This is a genomic window from Paenibacillus sp. G34, from assembly GCF_056856875.1.
Genome location: NZ_CM166469.1, coordinates 5,599,671 through 5,622,164 on the forward strand (window position 1 = coordinate 5,599,671; position 22,494 = coordinate 5,622,164).

A 22,494-nucleotide genomic window follows, 5' to 3' on the forward strand; every position below is an offset into this window, starting at 1 on the left:
GGCTCGCTTATCGTTTACCGACAATACCTTCCAGATACTTCAACAAATCTTCCCGCAGGTCTGGTCGTTGGAGTGCATAGTGAATGGACGTTTCAATAAAACCTAACTTCTCACCCACATCATGGCGCAAGCCATCAAAATGATAGGCAAGAATCTGTCTTTGCTCATTCAGACGGGACAAGGCATCCGTCAACTGAATCTCTCCGCCTACACCAGCAGATTGTCTGCCCAATATTTCAAAAATGTCAGGAGTAAGAATATAACGGCCCATAATCGCCAGATTCGAAGGAGAAACCTCCGTCTTCGGCTTTTCAATTAAACGTTTTGCCCGGAAGACGCGTTCATCCGTACGAGTTAGCAATTCCCCATCAATGATACCGTACCTAGATACCTCACTCCAATCGACAGGTTGCACGCCGACAATCGGGGACTGCAGTTCGTCATAGACTTCAATCATCTGCTGCAAGCATGGGTGATCTGCTTCAACAATGTCGTCCCCGAGCAGAACGGCAAACGGTTCATTGCCAATAAACTTGCGGGCACACCAGATGGCATGACCAAGTCCTTTAGGTTCCTTTTGCCGGATATAATGGATGTCCGCCATCTCGGAAGGTTTGCGCACTTCATTCAGCAGATCCCACTTCTGTTTGTCTGCCAGATTTTGTTCAAGTTCAAAGGAATAATCAAAGTGGTCCTCGATTGCGCGTTTGCCTTTTCCCGTAACGATAATTATATCTTCAATTCCGGAAGCAACGGCTTCCTCAATAATGTATTGAATGGTTGGCTTGTCCACGATGGGCAGCATTTCTTTCGGCATCGCCTTGGTTGCAGGCAGAAACCGAGTCCCCAGTCCAGCGGCTGGAATAATCGCTTTGCGGATACGTATAGGAAACACTCCTTTGGCTGGATCAATAAGGTGTAGTTAATTAAAAAAAGGGATTGAACAAACCATAAATCAGGTTAGCAAAAGCGGTGCATTTCTCTATACATTACCACAAATGATTGACAATAGTTGTATAAAAAATGAGTTTGCTTTACACCATTAACAACTCGCGAATATCCTGCTCGGATAGTGTCGTTGATCCCCCGTCGCCCGGTTCAATCACCTCGGCAATCAAATCCTTCTTCCGCTTTTGCAGCTCCAGAATTTTCTCTTCGATGGTGCCCTCAGTCACGAGACGAATCACCTGGACTACCTGTTTCTGTCCCATACGATGCGCCCGCCCTATCGCCTGTTCCTCTACCGCGGGGTTCCACCACAGATCATACAAAATCACGGTGTCCGCCCCCGTGAGGTTAAGTCCGGTTCCGCCAGCTTTGAGTGAAATGAGGAACAACTCGGCTTCTCCTTCGTTAAATCTGCGGCACATGTCCACACGACTCTGTGCAGGGGTTTGCCCATCCAGATAAAACAGATTGTTCCCCTGCACGGTAAGGGTCTGACGAATCAGACTCAGCATACTTGCGAACTGCGAGAAGATTAGAATACGTCTGCCGGCGGCCAGACAATCCTGGACAGTCTCCAGCAGTTGCTCCATCTTCCCGGAATCCCCTTGATACCCGTCCACAAACAGCGCCGGGTGACAACATAACTGACGCAGACGGGTGATGCCAGCCAAGATTTTGATCCGATTTTTCTGGAAGCCGTTCTCTTCCATATCCTTTTCTGTCTCATCCTGAAGCTGAGACAGATAAGCTGCATACAGCTTTTTCTGTTCCACCGTCAGCTCGGAACGCTGCACCGTCTCAATGCGATCCGGCAGTTCTTCCAGCACATCTTTTTTCAAGCGACGGAGAATGAACGGACGCACCATACGCGAGATGCGTTCTGGTGGCAAGTCACGAAACCTTCTGTAACTCGGGAACAGTCCCGGGAATACCGCTTCAAAAATAGACCACAGTTCATCCAGTGAATTCTCGACGGGCGTGCCTGTCAGGGCAAACCGGCGCGGTGCTTGGATCCGTTTGACTGCCTGCGCCGTCTGGGACGATGCATTTTTGATCGCTTGCGCCTCGTCCAGAATCAAGGTATGGAAGGTTCTCCCGAGATACGTATCCAGATCACGACGAAGTAGCGGATACGACGTCACAATCACGTCTGCTTTGTCCATATCGGCCAGCATGCTGGCACGTTCATCCTTCTGCCCTGCGGCGATCAATACATTCAGATGCGGAGCAAACCGCGCAAACTCACTCGCCCAGTTGTAAGTCAACGAAGCAGGCGCAACAACCAGTATCGGCGGATGCGTCATTCGTGTACGAATCGTCAGTCCATCTTGCTGCGAGGTATGCCAGGCACCATCTATCGTTCCAGTGGGATCGGCCAAGTAAGCCTGCTGAGACTCATTCATGATCCAATCATTAGACATGGTGTTGTCTGCATCAACGAACCCCCCTGTTGCCTGTCCCTGCTCATACACAGGTTTCTCTTGTAATGAAGCGGTAATGTAGGCGATGCTTTGCAGCGTTTTCCCCAGTCCCATATCGTCAGCCAGAATGCCTCCAAACCGGTAATGTGCTAGGGTACGAAGCCACTGATACCCGCTTGCCTGGTAATCCCGCAGCACAGGTGCCAGCGTCTGTGGTAACGGAAAGTCCATCCGGTCAGGATCACGCAGATCATCAAGGAAACGTTTGAGCGAACCGCCCCATTTTACCTGACCGGAAACTTCATCTCTGCCCGGGAGTTGCAAAGCCCTTACAGCAGGCAGACGGATATGACTACTCTGAATATCTCCAGCTTCCAGACCAAGCGCATCAGCCATGCGAGCGAAGCTGCTCGCGCCTTCATTTTCAAGTGACAGGAAGACACCGCTTCGCAGGCGGAAGAAAGCTTTCTTTTCCACAATGCTACGCATTAGTTCCTGCAACTCCTGCTCATCGACTCCCTCCATCTCGAAGGAAATCTCCAGCCAGTCCAGTCCTCTTCCCAAATCTGCGCGCACCTTCGGTGGTATAGGATATGTTGGCATCATCGCTTTCACAGCATTCGGCATGTAGATGTCGGCCAGCTTCTCAAACTCAGGCAACAGGTGATACATCACATCATAGATCGCGTCCTCACGTTCGCTTGCCCAGACACTGCCCTCACGCTCCAGAAAAGAGCGATCCAGTCTCTCAATCAGGTTTCGTTCTTTGAACCGGTCGCGGATCAAGATGACTTTCTTTTCTTCCTCATCAATCAGATACTCCGCCAGCGGGTTAATGACCATCACACCATAATCAAATTCCAGACGTGCCGTAATGCGTTCCCGGTAAAAGTCGATGTACAGCTTCGGTGACAACTCGGGTTCAGCAATCTGTTCGCGCACACGGGAATCAATTGACAAATGTCCCAAAGTCCGCAGTTCCGGTACAACATGCTGTACAAACTCATCCACCTGCTGAGACGAAATATCAATGCTTTCTTTAATACCGTATGAAGTGAGCGCACTGCTCAGATCCTCCAGACTTCGCATCTGCATCGGTTCAAGCATGTAAAGCTGACCCTCAACGACCGCCGCATCATACGCCGGAAGCAGGATCAACTCACGCAGTCCCGACACCTCCAGCTGATACCCTTCATTAGTCCCTTCTGCGATTCGGTAAAATAAAGGTAAAGCTCCTTCACTCAGCGAAAGTGGTCCGTTCGACAGACCCGTGCCCTCCATGCGGCTGTCCGCTTGCAGAAGCAGCTCGAGCAGCGGTTTCCAGACGATAGGAGCGATTAGAATATCCCTTCCATCCGAGGCACCTAAATATCCGGAAATGGACTCCCGATATGCCTCTTCACTCTGCCTCATGCGAATGAGCATGGAAAGAATAGCCTGATCTTGAGCACAGAACACATGCATCAGTGGATCATAATGAAACAGCTTGGTGAAAGACATCGGCTCGCCCTTCTCCACACAGTTCAAGAACTGCTTCACCTTCTGCACAACATAGAGCCTTTTGTTGCCTACCTTTATTTCAAGCGCCAGCTTGGCCCCGCCTTTATGCACATGTACCAGCTTGCAGATGAACTGTACTTGCAACTCTTCTCGCAGCATGGAGCGGGTAACCGGCGCAGTGTACGTTTGCTCCCGTTCCTGTGGCAATCTGCGATCCTTGGCAAACATGGATAAAATCTGGTCTGCCGTGCGGTAGGACGGTTTGTCCGCAGAGCGACCCCAGCCTGAAGCTGAACTCGGACGACCTGCCTGAGCAAAAGGAGAAGGAGACAATGACTGCGGCTTATGCTGCTGCGGTTGATGAAGTTGATGTGGTTGCTCCAGTTGCTCCGATTGCTGACCTTGTGCTGTAGATATTGGAGATTCGATGCTCGCACGATGGGACATTGTTGATGGTTCAAAGGGGACATCCCTGTTCTCGCCTGATAAAGCGGATGAACCGCCCGCTGAATCTATTGATGAAAATGAGGAAGAAGAACGTGCGGATTTGGATGCAGATGGCGTTAAAGTTGAATAGGGCCGCTCCCATGTCTCTTCTTCAACCAGTGTGCCTACTTTCGAAGTCGTTCCTCTGCCCCCCGACAATTCTTGTGCATCCTCACGTTCATGAATAGCAAGCAGGACAGCGGCGATATGTTTACAATAGTCATAATAATTGCCGTACGCCGGGCAATTGCAATAGGCATCAATCTCTCCCGCATCGTCCAGATCCACCTTCACTTGGTAGGCTTCTGCCCCTCGAACAACGGCTTGATAATGACGTCCGTCTTCACTCACAGCCAGCTTGCCAATCCTGCCAGACTGTTGATATTCTTCGCCGCGTTTGAATGCCGTGACCCCGCACAGCAATTTAATATCCATCATCGTAAATGGAGCCACGCTTCACACCTCCTTGGTTGCCGATACCGCTTTTATAGAAAAAAACCCAAGAGCTCCGTAAAGCAGAGATTGGGGTTGCTTATTATTTCACCAGTTGACCGCGTGTAACGCCCAATTGGTTCGTTGCTTTCAGGGTTTTCCATACTTGTGTACCGCTGATCTCACCGCGCAGTGCACGGTTATACAGGTCGATAACTTCCTTCACTTGCTCTGGCGTCTCTTCCAAGAACTCTACACGATAACGGGATACACCCAGATCCATAAAGTTCGTCAGATATTCAGCCCCGGACTGCTCTACTGCATTATATACCGTGTTACGGCAGCCCTCATCTACACGTACCGGGTGAGACATACCAATTCGGTCTTGCAGGGATGCCCGTTTTTCTTCGCAAGGACGTCCGCAGTTCGTATAGTCCGTTCCTTCACTCATAAATGTACAGTATACGCAGTGCTCCGTATGGAACATCGGCAGATGCTGATGGATGACCACTTCGGTCTGACTTGTACGGGAGTTACCGAGCAAATCAACCATTTGCTGGATGTTCAGGTCGTACGACGGTGTAATCCAGTCGCAACCTGCTTCCAGGAACAGTTCCACGGCCTTGTGATTGGCAATATTCAAGGAGAAGTCACCAATCAGCTGCGGATGCTTCGCGTCCGGGTTCATTCTACGATGACGCAGGTAGAAGTACAACGCACCTGTGTTGCGTACGAGTACCGCATCTGGTTCCAGACGCAGGATATTGTTGTGATAGCCGTTCTCGCCAGGCATATGAATACGCGGCGTAGCCAGTGCGATTTTGCGACCTGCGGCATGTACAGCTTCCACCGCTGCCGGGAACTGCTTGATAAACTCGAAGTCGGCGTAAATCATGCCGACGCCAGCTTCCAGCGCTGCCTCCACTTGTGGCAGGCTGCGGCATAGCGCGGTCAGCTCTGCTTGACCGCGAGCTACTGGCGATGCCGGTTGTACCGCATCGCCGTACACGTCCACCGCCCGTTTCACGTAGACGGGCGGTTTAGGGCGCTCGCCCGCGAGTTGTTCGACCGCCTGACGGCGAATATTGTTCAACTCGCGCATCGGGATGATGACGTCACCGTGCAGATTGACGTCCAGATCCTCCAGCTGGAACACGGTGCCGCCGAGACGTCCGAATTGCTCCTCGAGCAATTCATGGGTCATCGGACGTTTCTGGGCAATGTCCAGTTCCATCTCCGAATCCACGCGCACGGTCGTTCCCTTCTGCACGTCGGTCCACCACGTGCTGAGCGGCTGGCCCGGGCTGCCGATGACTTTTACTTTGACCGGGAAGACACGGTAAGGCTTATCGGTCTCAAAGCTTTGACGCAGACGTTTGTCGAGCGCAGGGTCATTGGTTTTCCATACTTTGTCGCCGACTTTCACACGGCGCAGATCCACGTCACTGCGGCCTGGTACGATGTCCACGATCCAGCCTTCGCCGGCTTCGCCTTCGATCTTCACACCTTTGCGGCGTACATCATACACACGTCCGCCTTCTTCTTTTTTCGTTGGATCACCAGCGTCAAACACAATGCCGTCTCCACGTTTCACGGGTGCATCCAGTTTCAGCACAACACCGTCACGCAGCACTTGATCCACACGACCAAGATAAACGCCGCGGCTTTTCGGGAATGTGCCGTCTACCAGCTGTTTGTTGTTCGTGCCGTCCAGGAAACCATGTGTAAATCCACGCGAGAAGCTCTGTTGCAACTCACGAATCTCTTCCTTGCTTGTACGTGTATTGTCACCGTCAAAATAACGGTCAATCGCCTTGCGATATTTGCTAACTACATTCGCTACGTACTCTGGCGTTTTGAGGCGCCCTTCAATTTTGAAAGACGTAACGCCCGCTTCGATCAATTCCGGCATGATATCAATGGCTGCCAGATCTTTCGGAGACAACAGATAGGCCACGTCACCCATTGGCTGGTGAACGCCATCTACCATCAGATCATACGGCAGACGGCAAGCCTGTGCACATTCACCACGGTTTGCGGAGCGCCCGCCCCACATCTCGGAAGTCAGACACTGACCCGAATAGGACACGCAGAGTGCGCCATGCACGAATACTTCCATCGGAAGTTTCGCTTGATCACCAATCTTTTGAATCTGCTTCAGATTGTTCTCCCGTCCAAGTACGACACGTTCCATGTCAAACGGCTTCGTAAACTCCACCGCTTCAGGCGACGTAATCGTCATCTGAGTAGAGCCGTGAATCGGGAAGTCCGGTGAAATCTCACGAATCATTTTGACCAGACCCAAATCCTGTACGATCACTGCATCCACACCCGCATCTACGCAGGCATCGATGAGTTCCTTGGCATCTTTCAATTCATTTTCAAAGATCAATATATTAAAGGTCAGGAACCCTTTCACGCCATAACTGTGCAAAAAAGCCATAATCTCCGGTAGCTCGTCCATACGGAAATTGTTCGCTCGTGCCCGTGCATTAAACTTTTCGACCCCGAAGAAAATCGCATCCGCCCCGTTGGCTACCGCCGAACGCATGCAATCCCAGTCCCCTGCAGGTGCTAGAAGCTCAACGTCTTCTCTTCGTAATGTTGCTGTTTTCATGTAGATCCTCCCCATACCGGCCTCAGCCAGTGTTCTTCCCATGGTACCTGTATTTCGGTACGCCTGCATTGCTGTCAACGTCAAGTATCGCTATATCTATACATTAAGTCTGTATTGCCTGAAATCCAAGCCTACATTCTCTCTATTTCTCTTATCAGCAGTAATAACTCCTGAACTAGTATAGTGTACCACTTCTGCACCCACTCTTCTACGTTTTCCTGAAAAAACCGTTTACCATTTTCATCTTTTTCCATTGGCATTCCACCCGAATTTAATATAATCCCTTCATATCCCATGCCTTTCCACTTCATAGCAAAACGAAAAAAACCGGAAGGTTCTCTGACCCTCCGGCAATTTCTATACAGCTTTCATTTTATTTAATAAAAGTAAATGAGTTCACTGCTTTCTCCATCATCGCAGCCTGCACCTGCGTACGGTTCGCATCATTTAGACCGCTTGTGATCGTATACGTTGTTCCATTCTTTTCAAACACAATCTGACGCCCGGTATACGGCACACCCTTGTCCACTTCGTGATACGTAAAGGAGAACGCAGGCACACCTGCAAAGGTCAGTTGCTCACTACGGATCAGATTGAAGCTTTTTCGCGTTTTGGCTGCCTCTGCATAGGCCTCTCTCAGCTGACTAACCGTCATCTCAATCGACTTGTCCTCTGTAGCCGCAATGGAGAAGTCTCCGCCTGTGAACGTATAAACAACAGGCGAGCTTTCAAATCGGTCATTGTACGGCGTCCAGTAGCGTGGAATATCCACGCTGTAACGATACGTTTTAGACGTACGTGTGATTGTCTTCATTTTATCTGTCAGATATGGATCTTCATCCAATTGACCAAAGTTATCTTTTACCGTATCAAAATCAATTTCTACACTCTTCATGATTTGCTCAAACCAAGCCCGGTCTGCAGCCTGTCCTTCAGGGAAGGTATACTCTGCGTAATAACGATATCCGTTTTTCTGCAAAAGAACGTCGAACTCGGTCTGCCATCCTGACCCAAAGTTATAGCGGAATTCATTCACCTCGGCCGTTTCACCCGAGACTTCCGTTGTAAACGAGCCTACTTGCTGATAGCTCTCTGCTGTGAAGGTTTCACGCATCCACTTTTCGAGCTGATCACTCCAGTCTTTCACGGTTGCCCCAGACTTGGCTGAAGTCACACGAAGCTGCAAATACGCTCCGTCCTGATCTTGATAGACCATATTTTTATTATCCATGGACCAGCCTGCCGGAACCTTTAATTCAATACCGTAGTCATCATTCCAAGCCGCTCGCATGCCTTCTTCTACTGTGGAAATATCTTTAATTCTTCGATCAGACTGCGCATAGCTTGGCTCAAAGGAATTGAGGAATGAAGCATGCTTGCCCAAATCTTTATAATTGGTCGCTTCATAATCCGCTAAGTAGACATCGTATTGACGACCGTCATGAACATACTGGCGCAACTCCCATAACACACCATCCGCATCTTTGACGACAACCCTTGCATAAGGGTTGTTCCCTTTAGATATCGCTTCACGATCCAGTACCGTATCTCCTGCCTGTTTGGCCACCTGTACCAGCTGTGTCAGCAAGTCGTCCGCATCCAGCACAACGTTCTGGTCGCTCACATACACTTCGAGAAAATAACTTTCATCCGTAGCGCCAAAGGTCATCATCCGTTCCTGTTCATTGGTTTGTAACACCAGCAGATCAGCCGGATAATGAATCGACCAGCCATAATAGCTGTTGCCGATTCTCGTTTTCCCCTTGTCGAGATCAATGCTGTCATCATCGGTACCCTCACCTGTTTGCAGCATACGAATGACGATCTCACCCGAACTGTTCGGCGCAAGCGTTGCACCGATTCCTGCAGCAACCGGGCGGAGAGGGACCATTAACACACCATTCACCATTTTCGGCGCAGCACCCATCTCTATTTTCGCTCCGTCAATCCATGCAATGGAACTGTTAATCTTCAAGGCAACCACATGAGGGCCTTCCTTGATTTTAATTACATCGTTTTTCTCCAGCCGAATTTCACTGCCAAATGCTTTTTTGAATACACCGACAGGCACCAGTGTCACGCCCTTAACCGTGAGTGGTTTCGTGATGTTTTGTTTCTTGCCGTTGATAAAAGCGCTCGTACTTCCTGCTTTGACCCGTAACTCATTCGTGATCAGATCATCAGCTGCCCATACAGGCAGCGCCGTACCTGCCAATAACATCCCCGCTAATACCCCCGTGCTCAGCACGCGTAACCATGACTTCTTCATTCCGTTCATTCGTCCTCTCTAGATTCGGGTTGCTTGCCGGGCTTTATTGTTCTTCATCCATTAAAAGCGATTCATTGGACTGATCTTCCAGGGAAGCTCGATCCACGAGTACTAAAGTGCGGGTAACGATGTCTCCGTCCGTTTGCACCAGCAACTTTACCTTTTGTCCAGGTAAGTAGGCTTTGAGCAGCTCATTGATATCGACTACCGAAGATACACGTTTGCCCGCAATGCTGTAGATGGCATCCCCTTCCTTGATTTTGGCTTTCTTCGCTTCCGGGCTCAGTACGCTCGTAACCGTCAACGGGTCTTCCGCAGGCAATCCTACTATTGCCGACCAGCTCTCTTCCAGCTGCAATCCGAGGCTTGCACGTTTGACCGTTCCATATTTGAAAAACTGATTGATGACAAAGTTCACGGTATCCACCGGAATGGAGAATCCCATGCTCTCAATGCCAACCGCAGAAAATTTCATCGAGTTGATACCGACAACTTCTCCTTTCAAGTTAACCAGCGGCCCGCCGCTATTCCCCGGATTAATAGCCGTGTCCGTCTGAATTAAGCGGTAGGAAGCTTCTACACCACGATTCAAACCACTGATCACACCAACCGTGGCTGAATTACGCAATGAAAAAGAAATCGGTGTACCAATTGCAATTACCGTTTCACCCACAGCCGCCTGCGAAGCTTTAGCAAATACCGCAGGTTTAAGGGATTTGGCATCAATTTTAATTAGTGCAAGATCGCTTAATGGATCACTGAATGATTCTGTAATGTTATATGTATTACCATCCGTCGTTACCACGACTGGATCAACCAGCTCATCTACCACATGGGCGTTCGTCACAATCCATCCGTTAGATCGAATAATAACGCCTGTGCCGTGTGCTAGATTATAACGGTCATTTTCCGACCCGTTCTGGTTTTCCGTCGTTTTGCCGATAATGCCTACCACCGACGGGGATACCTTCTCGATCACTTGCGGAATGTTCGCACTTCCCTTGTATGTATACGTTCCAGATTTGGCATCATATTGTCCACTGCCACCAAATATTTTCACCAGATCTTTGCTATTCACATACACCTGGCCGTCGATCACCTTGGCTTGCATGCCTGTCTTAGAAGATGCAGCTCCAGCCGTAGCCGCCATACCAATGGAGAGCACCATAATCATCATCATAGCTGTCGCTCTCGTTAAAAACCTTTTCATGATTTCACCTGACCCTCTCTATACATCCTTCTTGCGCGACTGGACAGCCGATTCCTGGCCGAATCTATCTTCTCTCTCATCTGCAATACTGGTATCCCTCAATGTATCATACAAATTATGCCTGTACAATCGTTTTAATTTTCGTTCTTTTTCGACAAAAAGTGACTCTCTATTTCGAGATATGCAGACATGAAAAAACACCTTCCATCTTTATTATGGAAAGTGTTTAATACGACTAATACGTATTCTCATCTCTATTGCATAGGTGTGTCTCTGTTAACCAAACCAGCCTGTAATCATCGCGTAGTCTGTCATCAAAAATACCAGCAGACTGACAACTGTAAACCCGATGGCAAACAAATTCTTCTTCGGTGCACGAAGCAGACGAACCAGTCCGATAAAAATCAGGATTGTAAACAAGATGACAAAAATATCAAATGCATTAAAATTCGATGTACTCGCCGTGGCAGCCTCTGCAAGCAGCATGGATAGACAGACCTCCTCACCATAATTGAACAACTAACGCATACCCTAAACTCTTCCTCTATGTTATCTGTACCCTGTTAGTAATGCAAGCCCTATCATCCAGAAAAATGAAAAAAATCCAGCTTGACCACCCCGCTCATGAAAGCTTGCCTGGTCTGATATGTAAACACTTTCATTAATCGCCTTATTCACAGCTAATAGATGATGACGTACACGGGTCACAGATAAGATGTAATAGGGAGATAGGAACAGGATGCAGAAGCAGTCATCGATGATTAGTAGGCGGTTCTTAGTCCTAAGTAATTCTAAGTAGTTCTAAGAATTTTTAAGCAGTTCTGAGAATTTCTATAAAACTCCAGTATTCACCCCTAAAATCCGTATAGCTCCATGTAGTCCACGTAGTACATGTATTCCATATGTAGTTCATGTAGCTCCATTTAATTACGAGTAAATCCAAGCATTCACCGTAGTCACCCAGCTCTAACGATCACCACGGAGCTTATTAGGCCGATTATCACCTGTTTCAAAATCTAACGATCATGAGGAAGCTTATTTCACTCAAAATCGTCGAAAAACAGTCTATTCCTCGCTTTTTCGATGAAATAACGTCGCTGGTGATCGTTAGAATTCTGATTTACCTGATTTTGCTCAAATAAGCTCTTCTGTGATCGTTAGAATATTTCGAGTTGGATTAGTAGATGACGGAAACTACTCTGGCGGTTTACCCTCGATCAACTCATTTAATAAATACACTTTAGCGCAATTCTTACACTCAACATAACACCTCCAGCGTAGGCCCCCTCTCATTAAAGACTCCATAACTATTACAAATATTGCAAAACCTAAAACCCTCTTAAAGATTCTCGGCCTTTTTTAATACTTCTTTTAGATTTTTTAGTTATTGCTCATAACCCCTTACTGATTACGGCTTATTACTTCTTGCCACTTACTCCTTACTCCTTCTACTTGCTACTTGCTACTTGCTACTTGCTACTTGCTACTTGCTACTTGCTACTTGCTACTTGCTACTTGCTACTTGCTTAGTAATGCTAACTGTTTATTCTTCTGGTCGACACTGCTGACCTCCTTATTCCTTTGATCATTATGTTCCTGTTTCCGACTTCTACTTCTACTTCTACTTCTACTTCTACCTCACCTCTACCTCTACTTAATGTACTTATAATCTCTAAGAATCCGCTCCACCTTTTTATCACAGATTTCTATCCCCCAAATCCCCCCTACTCTTAAACAACACAAAAAAACCTTCCTCACCGTAGAAATGGGGGTGGCATTCATCCACAGCCTATTTCTCAGGCAAAGAAGGTTCATGTCTTTATGATAACTCCGTACCTAATCGAATTTCATAGTACAAGTTACAGGTAAGCCGAACCGAGCATGGTGCATCTACATCGTCCGAATTACAACTTTTCCACACTCTTACTCTTACTCTTACTCTTACTCTTACTCTTACTAGTCCACCAGTTGTAGGGCTCTGCTCCGCTCCGTATCGCGTTCCAATACTGGTTTCAGATACTTACCTGTATAGGATTCCTCGACCTGAATAATATCCTCCGGCGTTCCTGTCGCTACAATTGTACCGCCGCCGCTTCCTCCTTCGGGGCCGAGGTCAACGATATAATCGGCTGTTTTGATGACATCCAGATTATGCTCGATGACAAGCACAGACTCTCCTGAATCGACGAGGCGATGCAGCACGTTCAGCAGACGGTCGATATCATCGACATGCAGACCTGTCGTAGGCTCATCCAGAATATAGATCGTTTTGCCAGTGCTCCGACGATACAGTTCGGAAGCAAGTTTCACACGCTGTGCTTCACCACCGGACAGTGTTGTCGCAGGTTGACCCAGATTGATGTAACCGAGGCCGACATCAAGCAATGTTTGCATTTTGCGATGAATCTTCGGAATGTTCTCGAAAAATTGAGTAGCGTCCTCCACTGTCATCTCGAGCACATCCGAAATATTTTTGTTTTTATATTTCACTTCAAGCGTTTCACGGTTGTACCGTTTGCCTTTGCAAACCTCGCACGGCACGTATACATCCGGTAAGAAATGCATCTCGATCTTGATAATGCCGTCTCCCCGACAAGCTTCACAACGTCCACCTTTGATGTTAAAGCTGAAACGGCCTTTTTTGTATCCACGCACTTTGGCTTCGTTCGTCTGTGCAAACAGATCACGAATATCATCAAAGACACCCGTATACGTCGCCGGATTAGAACGTGGTGTTCGTCCGATCGGCGACTGGTCGATATCAATCACTTTATCGATATGCTCCAGTCCTCGAATCTCCTTGTGTGCCCCTGGGCGAACTCGTGCACGGTTTAGATCGCGCGCCAGCGTTTTGTACAGAATCTCGTTAATCAGCGTGGATTTACCCGAACCCGACACTCCCGTTACAGCGGTGAATACTCCTACAGGAATTTTCACATTCAGATTCTTCAGATTATTCTCTTTGGCTCCGCGTACTTCCAGCCAACGGTCCCCAACACTTCGGCGTTCATTACGAATCGGTATAAACTTCCGTCCGCTAAGATACTGACCCGTTAACGAATTTTCGTCATTCATAATCTCTTCCGGTGTACCCTGTGACATAATCATACCGCCGTGAATTCCTGCACCTGGACCAATATCGATAATATAGTCCGCAGCCATCATGGTGTCTTCATCATGTTCTACCACAATCAATGTGTTGCCGATATCCCGCATATGTGCCAGCGTGGAGATCAAACGATCATTGTCCCGTTGGTGAAGACCAATGCTTGGCTCATCCAGAATGTAGAGCACGCCCATCAGGCTTGATCCTATTTGTGTGGCTAGTCTGATCCGCTGTGCTTCACCGCCGGACAACGTTCCAGCAGCGCGGCTCAAGGTCAGGTAATCCAGACCAACATTAACGAGGAAGCCTAAACGACTGTTAATCTCTTTAAGAATCAGTTTTGCAATGGTCTGTTCTTTTTCGGTCAGCTGCAGTGTATCAAAGAATCGTCCCGCTTCACCAATAGACAGACTCGTTACATAGGCCATGTTGTGATCATTAATCGTTACTGCAAGGCTTTCGCGTTTCAAACGTTGCCCTTTGCATGTCCCGCAAGGCTTCGCACTCATATATCCTTCAATAAACTCACGGATGCCTTCAGAAGCCGTTTCGCGATAACGACGCTCCAGATTGTTAACGATACCTTCAAACGTAACCAGTGCTTCCTTACGTTGTCCAAAATCATTCTCGTAGCGGAACTTTATTTTCTCAGAGCCTGTCCCTTGTAGTAACTTGTTCATCTGATCAGCAGGCAGATCCTCGACAGGCACATCCTGCGGAATATTAAAGTGCTCACATACCGAGCGGAGAAATTGCGGATAATACGTGGACGTTCCTCCAGTCCAGGCATCAAACGCCCCTTCTTCAATCGTTTTGCTGCGATCTGGCACAAGCAGATCCGGGTCGACAATCATTTTGACACCCAAACCGTCACAATCCGGGCAAGCGCCAAATGGGCTGTTAAAAGAGAACATCCGAGGCGCCAGCTCATCAATGCTGAATCCGCAGACCGGGCAGGCAAAATTCGAACTGAAGCGCAGCTCTTCTTCACCAATGATATCAACGAGCAGCTGTCCGCCGGACAGATTGAGAGCCGTCTCAATAGAGTCTGCCAGCCGTGCCTGAACGTCATCCTTTACAACGATCCGGTCAACGACAACATCTATTGTGTGTTTTTTGTTTTTCTCCAGTTGGATGTCTTCTGATAGGTCACGTAGTTCTCCATTTACCCGTACACGTACGAAACCTTGTTTGGACACATCAGCAAATACACTTTTGTGCTCCCCTTTGCGTCCCGCAACAATTGGTGCCAAAATCTGCAACCGGGTACGTTCAGGATATTGCATGATACGATCCACCATCTGTTCCACCGTTTGGGATGTAATCTCAATCCCGTGGTCCGGACAATGGGGATGACCCACACGTGCAAACAGGAGACGCAGGTAATCATAGATTTCGGTAACGGTTCCGACCGTGGAACGCGGGTTACGGCTTGTTGTTTTCTGATCTATTGAAATCGCAGGAGACAAACCCTCAATCGAATCGACATCCGGTTTCTCCATCTGACCTAAAAACTGACGTGCATAGGCTGACAATGATTCTACATAACGCCGCTGTCCTTCGGCATAGATCGTATCAAACGCTAGCGAGGACTTTCCGGATCCGCTCAAACCGGTCAATACGACAAAGCGGTCACGCGGAATGGTAATATCGATGTTTTTCAAGTTGTGCGCTCGTGCACCTTTGATGACAATGTTCTCGCTCGCCAATGGTATTCATCCTCTCATTGCTTTTCTATTCTATAAAAGTTGAACTATAGATTCTTTACACGTGTACACTCCAATGACAGAATAACCTTACAATCGCTGTTATCCCCAGATTTTTTTAATTTCCACTTACTTAAGGGAAAAAATCTGTTGATAAGCTTATGCTTCCGATGTAGCTTTCTTGTCAGAAAGCTTTTAGGCGAACGCTCCGCTTTTCCAGGTCTTTTCTGTCCTCTCCGTTTCTGTGTAAATGATTTGTTCAACTACTTACATATAAACCTCTTAACCAAATTCGTCATTTTTATCAGTATAGACCTGATTTTGCGATTTCAACATGACTTATTATCGGGTCAATGGATACATTTATTTACTTCAATTTACTCAATAAGAGAACGGCCAGACCGGCCGTTCTCTTATCATCCATGTTGAATCATTATCGACTTATATCTATTCTGCTCGCAGCTCCAGCAGTGCATCACGAAGCTCGGCCGCACGCTCAAACTGCAGGTTTTTGGCTGCATCTTTCATCTCAGCTTCCAGACGCTGAATAAGCGACTGCCGCTCTTTCTTCGACATCTTCTCGGCAGCGCCAGTCAGATACTCGTTTTTGGATTCAGCAGCCTTTGTTGCCTCAATCACATCACGTACTTTTTTGCGAATCGTCTGTGGTGTAATGCCATGTTTCTCATTGTATTCCATCTGAATAGTACGACGTCGTTCCGTCTCTTTAATCGCTTTATCCATGGAATCCGTCACTTTGTCTCCATACAAAATAACTTTACCTTCACTGTTCCTCGCGGCACGCCCGATCGTCTGAATCAGGGAACGCTCGGAACGCAGGAAACCTTCCTTATCCGCATCCAGAATAGCCACCAGTGAAACCTCCGGTAGATCCAGACCTTCCCGAAGCAAGTTAATTCCAATCAATACATGGAAGGTACCCAGCCTCAGATCACGCAGAATCGACATCCGCTCCAGTGTTTTGATCTCCGAGTGCAGATATCTAACCTTAATGCCAACTTCCTTCAGGTAATCCGTCAGGTCTTCCGACATTTTCTTGGTCAGCGTAGTGATCAGCACCCGCTCGTCTTTGGCAATCCGGTCGTTAATCTCTGCAATCAGATCATCGATCTGTCCTTTCGTCGGACGCAGCTCAATAACAGGATCAAGCAGGCCAGTAGGACGAATAATCTGCTGAACCATCGTATCGGTATGCTCAATCTCGTAAGGCCCTGGTGTCGCCGATACATAGATAATCTGGTTCATCTTTTCTTCAAACTCTTCAAACTTAAGCGGACGGTTATCCAGTGCAGAAGGCAAGCGGAAACCGTGATCCACTAGTACAGTCTTCCTCGCTTGGTCACCATTGTACATCGCGCGAATCTGCGGCAATGTAACGTGAGACTCATCCACCACGATCAACATATCATCCGGGAAATAATCCATTAGTGTGTATGGTGTATCTCCGCGTTCACGGAAGGTCAGCGGTCCGGAATAGTTCTCGATCCCTGAGCAGAATCCGACTTCCTTCATCATCTCGATATCGTATCGTGTACGTTGCTCCAGACGCTGTGCTTCCAGCAACTTGCCTTGCTCACGCAACACTTCGAGTCGTTCTTCCAACTCTCGCTCAATATTCACAAGTGCCACACGCATCGTTTCTTCCTGGGTTACGAAGTGAGATGCCGGGAAAATGGCAATATGCTCGCGTTCACCGATCAATTCTCCGGTCAAGACGTCAATCTCGGTAATTTTCTCAATCTCGTCTCCGAACAGCTCGACTCGAATGGCATGTTCACCCTTAGAGGCTGGGAAAATCTCAATAACATCGCCACGGACACGGAACGTACCACGTACAAAGTTAATATCATTCCGCTGATACTGTATCTCGACAAGGCGGGACAGAATCTGATTACGTGGTTTCTCCATTCCTACTCGCAGAGACAGCAACATACTGGAGTAGTCATGTGGCGAACCCAAACCGTATATGCACGACACACTCGCTACAATAATGACATCGCGGCGTTCAAACAACGAACTGGTCGCTGCGTGTCGCAGCTTATCAATCTCTTCATTGATGCTTGAATCCTTCTCGATGTACGTATCGGAGGAAGGAATATAGGCCTCTGGCTGATAGTAGTCATAGTAACTGACAAAATACTCAACCATGTTATTCGGAAAAAATTCTTTGAACTCACTTGCCAGCTGCGCTGCCAGTGTCTTATTGTGTGCAATAATCAACGTGGGGCGTTGCAGTTTGGCAATGGTCTGTGCAATGGTAAATGTCTTCCCTGTACCTGTTGCACCCAAAAGCGTCTGGTATCTCTTCCCTTCCTGAACACCCTTCACCAATTCCTTAATGGCTGCAGGCTGATCACCCTGGGGAGAAAACTCTGACTCGATTTCGAACGTTTTGTCGCTCATAATAATATCGCTCATTGCCGTATCTCACCCTATCGTCTAAAATAATAGTCACTATATATTGTCGAAGTTCCCCGAATTTCCAGTTGGGAAAACTTATAGTAATAGGAATATTTGTTCCCGTTCAATTATACCTTGTTCGTTTTAGTGTTGCAAACGTGAAATCAAGATAGGAGTGGGTTAATTTATGGATATTGCGACACTTATCGGTATCATAGCCGGAATTGCCGCAGTTATCAGTGGTTTTCTGTGGGAAGGCGGTCAGTTATCTGGCCTGTTGCAGAAAACGGCTGCTTTAATCGTATTCGGGGGTACAATTGCTGCTGTGGTAGCCAGCTTTCCTTCATACCGTCTGCGCACGATTCCTGCTGCTTTACGCATGGCGTTTGGACGTCATCCTCATGATTCCAAACAATGGGTTGAAGAACTGATCGAGATGTCATCCATTGCCCGCAGATCCGGTGTGCTTGCCCTGGAACGCAGAGTAGTCGATCATCCACATCCTTTCTTACAAGATGGTATCCAGATGGTTGTCGACGGTACAGATCCGGATGTTGTTCGTCAGATTCTGGAGATGGAGATTGATTCTGTAGAACAGAAGCATGAAGGTTATGCTAAAATATTTGAATCTGCCGGCGGTTATGCTCCAACGATGGGGATCATCGGAACTGTAATGGGACTGATTCAAGTGTTAGGAAGCTTAACCGATCCAACAGGACTCGGACCAGCCATCGCTGTAGCTTTTACCGCTACCCTGTATGGGGTTGCCAGTGCTAACCTGATCTTTTTACCCATCGCTTCCAAAATCAAATCCAGAGGGGCTGACGAAGTTCAATCCATGGAGATGATGCTCGAAGGCATACTTGCCATTCAGAATGGTGAGAATCCGCAGCTTGTCCGCAAACGGCTAGAGTCTTTTACACTCTCGCACCGCAGAGTCGTACAGCCTCCGCTTGCAAAGGAGGGGTTGGATGAGTCGTCGCAGTAATCGGCGTGCCAAACGTGAAACTGCTGATCATCGGGAGCGATGGATGATTACCTATGCCGATCTCATTACGCTGCTGCTGATCTTTTTTGTCATCATGTATGCCATGAGCAATCTGGATTCCGGTAAATATGATGTTGTGACTCAATCCCTTCAAAGCACTTTTAATAAATCGGACTCCATTCTTGAGCTGGGGGATGGACTCGGCGAGACACCTGGTCAAACGATTACCAAGACACCTCCTTCCCAGATTCAGGGAGGGTCAGAGGATAACCATGACCCCGCATCCGACTCGGGTAAAGATAGCCCAGATGAAAACAGCCGTCCACTCACAGAGCGGGAAGAACAGTTCAGGACACAGGAGCAGGAACTGCAAAATCTATTCAATGTGATTACCCAATATATTGAGGATAATCAACTGGATAATCAAATTTTCGTGGCGGACAAGCCGCAGGGCATCTCCATTACGCTAAGTGACCGGTTTCTGTTTGACCAAGGACAGGCTGCTCTGAAAAACGATGCTGCCCCCACACTCAGCAAACTCGCCAGTTTGTTTCGTAATCTGCAAATGGTGGTCAGTATTGAGGGGCACACAGACAATATTCCAATTGGGGCAAACTCCACCTTCAAAGATAACTGGGAACTATCCGGAGAACGGGCGTTATCGGTACTCCGCTTCTTTCTGGATCAAGGTAAACTTGACCCCGACCACTTCCAATACGCGGGTTATGCGGACACTCGCCCAACCGGAGATAATAAAACCGCGGCTGGAAGACAGAAGAATCGCCGGGTTGAAATTACGGTGCTTCGCCAGTTGCAACCTTAGTTGATGGCCACAAGTTTTAACCGTCTTGCAAGTCTCCGTTAACCCTTTAATGCGAACTTATATAATAAAGTTCATTTGAAAAGTAGAACATCAAAAAGCACGTACTGCGATATTCATCCCGGCAGACGTGCTTTTTCTGTTCATTTTATATTTGCATTATACTCAATAACCAATAATCGTAACCCTGTTCTCGTTCGGTTCTCTCATTCTACGCATCCATCCCTGGCTGATCCGGACGAAGTATGACCGAACCGATAGCTAGCAGGATCACGGCCATGGCAAACAAGATCAGCAGCGGCAGGGTAATGTCCGCCAACGTGCCTCCGGCAGAGATCGTTTCTACAGCCTCAATGGTCCACTTCTGTGGTACAAAGTTCGCAAGCTTCTGCATATACTCCGGCATGATGGATAATGGCCAGAAGCAGCCCCCAATCATACAGGTGGGTACAATAATGAGGGAGTTCAACATACTGGCATTTTTGGTTTCACGGATGAGTCCGCTGACAGTACTTGCAATTCCCATTGATACAAGCATAAATGCACTAAGAATCAGAAAATGAACACCAAACGGAATCCCTGCATCATAATGTAGCACCCAACGGCTTATGCCGAGCACGAGCGTAATCTGGATGACCCCAATCGCAAGACTTCCCAGAAAATTCCCAAGCGCGATCTCATATGATCTGACCGGAGCGGCATACATTCGAGCCATGGTTCGCTGCTTTCGGTCTTCCATAATAACAGCAACTGCACTCGTCAACAGTCCCATCATGAACATGATCGTGAATCCGGTGACGTTGTTTAACCCTGGCTTTGGATACAGCTGCAGATGTAATGCTTCCCCGGATAGATGATGCCTCCCGATCTCTTGCAGGAGCTGTTCGAGTTTCCCCTCCTGATTCCTAGCGTCAGCGTTAGAAGGCGACATGGAAGCAGATGTTTGTACGGCAGCAGCAGATTGTTTCAACCCATCCGCAACCCCTTCGGCGGCTGCTCGTAGGATGTATGAGCTTTCGCTGACACGCATTTCAATCCACTGAATCTCCGCGGGCTTCCCCTGTAACAGCGATTCGGTGTAATTGGCGGGAATTACAATTCCCATGCTTCCTTTTTGCCGGACGATATCCGATTTCACTTCCGCCTCGTTACTCACAGCTTTGAAGCTGTAGTCCTTCGTACGAGCGAGCTCGTTGATCATCCATGATCCCGCGATCCCCTCATCCATATTGACATAAGAAACGACCGCACGACTGGCCTGCTCACTTCCAAAAAGAGCAACTGCACCTGTCACTACAAGACATGGCAGCAGTAAAAATGCAACAAACCCACGTTTACGCCCTAGTGTTCTCCGGATCATTAGCCAAGCGATATGCAGACTATTCATAACGGTATCCAACCTTCCTGTATATCACTGCGGCAGCGGCTGCTAGCACTGCACACACAGCCCCGAGCATTAAAATATTGTGTATGATCTCTTGCATAGTAGCATCCAGCATCATACTCAGAAAACTTTGAAGCGCCCAATGATTCACTGTGAATTCGCTAATGCGCTGTACAAAATCAATGGCGATCGGAGTAAATCCACCGCTAATAAAGGTCATCACGATGATAATCCCCTGCATTAACGCAGTAGCTGAGGCAGCACTTTTACTAACCAAGGCCACAATAATGCCCAAGGTCATGGATGCCAGCGTAATAAGTATACAGATCAGTACGATCAGCCAAGGATGACTACCCCAATTCACGCCAAATAACAGGTTCGTCATCACGATAATAATGATTGCTTGTAAAAAGGCAAGAAGACTGTTGCCTGCAACTTTGCCAGCAAAGATCACTCCATTGCCTACCGGAGTTGCCTGAAGACGCGCAAGTGTTTGTTTGTCGCGCTCCGTAAACAGGCTGTTAACGGTGGTCATACCAGAGTACAGCATAAACATCGCCAGCATGGCTGCAGCGTAATATTGTGAAGCGCTGTAGGATTGACCGGAATGCCCCGGGCTGCTGACCCTAATAGTTGGCTGTGCTGATGGCGATCCAATCCCATCTTGCGTGGCCATCGCCAGCACCGTTTCTGGCCCAAGGACTTTTGCAATGGCAGCCCGTCGGTTCAACTCATCTGTAAAGCTAGTGAATAAAGCCTGCCCTACTACATTAAGTGTGTTGTCTTTTCCAAGTATCCATTGCAGCTTAACGGTTTTTCCTGCCATCCATTGCTGCACCACATCCGAAGTTATGATCACCCCAAAATCAAGATCTCCTTGTTTTAAGGCATCTATCGTGTCGTCCTGCGAAGACATTTTTTTCACTTTTATCATTTGGGCCACCTTAGGTGTAGCTACAAAGGCTTTCAGCGCTTCACCTACCGGAGAGGATGCCGCTTCGTTCGATTGCACAATCCCCAAGCGCAGCGTATCAGGCGTCGTATCTTTTCCTGTTCCCATCGCACTCGATAATGCCGTTCCCAAGATGAAAATCAATAATAAAGGCAGAATAAACAGATTAATGACCACAGAACGAATTTTCAGAATACGTCTGAGTTCAAAGATGCAAATATGCCATATGCTCAT

The 22,494-nt window shown here is 47.9% G+C and carries 13 protein-coding genes; 2 read left to right on the forward strand and 11 right to left on the reverse strand.

Going from position 1 to position 22,494, the window contains the following annotated elements; genetic code table 11:
- Positions 1 to 7 precede the first annotated feature (7 nt).
- The 9 genes from galU to uvrB form a co-directional block, all read right to left on the reverse strand.
- Positions 8 to 886 carry a UTP--glucose-1-phosphate uridylyltransferase GalU gene (gene galU / locus AC1VYS_RS25510; protein ID WP_482915123.1) on the reverse strand — a complete coding sequence of 293 codons (879 nt, stop codon included), beginning with the start codon at positions 884 to 886 and terminating at the stop codon, positions 8 to 10.
- 148 nt (positions 887 to 1,034) lie between these two features.
- On the reverse strand, positions 1,035 to 4,808 hold the full coding sequence (locus AC1VYS_RS25515; protein ID WP_482934428.1) for a DEAD/DEAH box helicase: 3,774 nt from the start codon (positions 4,806 to 4,808) through the stop codon (positions 1,035 to 1,037).
- Between the two features lie 82 nt (positions 4,809 to 4,890).
- Positions 4,891 to 7,404 (reverse strand): U32 family peptidase, encoded by a 2,514-nt coding sequence (locus AC1VYS_RS25520; RefSeq protein ID WP_482911947.1) that lies wholly within the window; start codon positions 7,402 to 7,404, stop codon positions 4,891 to 4,893.
- A gap of 131 nt (positions 7,405 to 7,535) precedes the next feature.
- Complete coding sequence (locus AC1VYS_RS25525; RefSeq protein WP_482934429.1) at positions 7,536 to 7,715, reverse strand: hypothetical protein; 180 nt, start codon at positions 7,713 to 7,715, stop codon at positions 7,536 to 7,538.
- Positions 7,716 to 7,777: 62 nt separating this feature from the next.
- Entirely contained in the window at positions 7,778 to 9,673 is a 1,896-nt protein-coding gene (locus tag AC1VYS_RS25530) for a stalk domain-containing protein (RefSeq protein ID WP_482911949.1), read from the reverse strand.
- A 43-nt stretch (positions 9,674 to 9,716) separates the two neighbouring features.
- Positions 9,717 to 10,883: a S1C family serine protease gene (locus AC1VYS_RS25535; RefSeq protein ID WP_482911950.1), complete on the reverse strand. Its 1,167-nt coding sequence runs from the start codon at positions 10,881 to 10,883 to the stop codon at positions 9,717 to 9,719.
- Between the two features lie 276 nt (positions 10,884 to 11,159).
- Positions 11,160 to 11,369, reverse strand: a complete 210-nt coding sequence (locus tag AC1VYS_RS25540; protein ID WP_090923015.1) for a hypothetical protein — start codon at positions 11,367 to 11,369, stop codon at positions 11,160 to 11,162.
- Between the two features lie 1,470 nt (positions 11,370 to 12,839).
- Entirely contained in the window at positions 12,840 to 15,698 is a 2,859-nt protein-coding gene (gene uvrA, locus AC1VYS_RS25545) for an excinuclease ABC subunit UvrA (RefSeq protein ID WP_482911951.1), read from the reverse strand.
- A gap of 444 nt (positions 15,699 to 16,142) precedes the next feature.
- Positions 16,143 to 18,134, reverse strand: coding sequence for an excinuclease ABC subunit UvrB (gene uvrB / locus AC1VYS_RS25550; protein ID WP_482911952.1), 1,992 nt, complete (start codon positions 18,132 to 18,134; stop codon positions 16,143 to 16,145).
- 169 nt (positions 18,135 to 18,303) lie between these two features.
- On the opposite strand from uvrB, the gene AC1VYS_RS25555 reads away from it, so the two are divergent.
- Together AC1VYS_RS25555 and AC1VYS_RS25560 are read left to right on the forward strand one after the other, a co-directional pair.
- Positions 18,304 to 19,104, forward strand: coding sequence for a flagellar motor protein (locus tag AC1VYS_RS25555; protein WP_482911953.1), 801 nt, complete (start codon positions 18,304 to 18,306; stop codon positions 19,102 to 19,104).
- Positions 19,088 to 19,927, forward strand: a complete 840-nt coding sequence (locus AC1VYS_RS25560) for a flagellar motor protein MotB (protein ID WP_482911954.1) — start codon at positions 19,088 to 19,090, stop codon at positions 19,925 to 19,927. The genes AC1VYS_RS25555 and AC1VYS_RS25560 overlap by 17 nt, the downstream gene beginning before the upstream one ends.
- 208 nt (positions 19,928 to 20,135) lie before the next feature.
- Here AC1VYS_RS25560 and AC1VYS_RS25565 read toward each other — a convergent pair whose 3' ends face one another.
- Positions 20,136 to 21,311, reverse strand: coding sequence for an ABC transporter permease (locus tag AC1VYS_RS25565; RefSeq protein ID WP_482911955.1), 1,176 nt, complete (start codon positions 21,309 to 21,311; stop codon positions 20,136 to 20,138).
- Positions 21,304 to 22,494 carry an ABC transporter permease gene (locus tag AC1VYS_RS25570; RefSeq protein ID WP_482911956.1) on the reverse strand — a complete coding sequence of 397 codons (1,191 nt, stop codon included), beginning with the start codon at positions 22,492 to 22,494 and terminating at the stop codon, positions 21,304 to 21,306. The genes AC1VYS_RS25565 and AC1VYS_RS25570 overlap by 8 nt, the downstream gene beginning before the upstream one ends.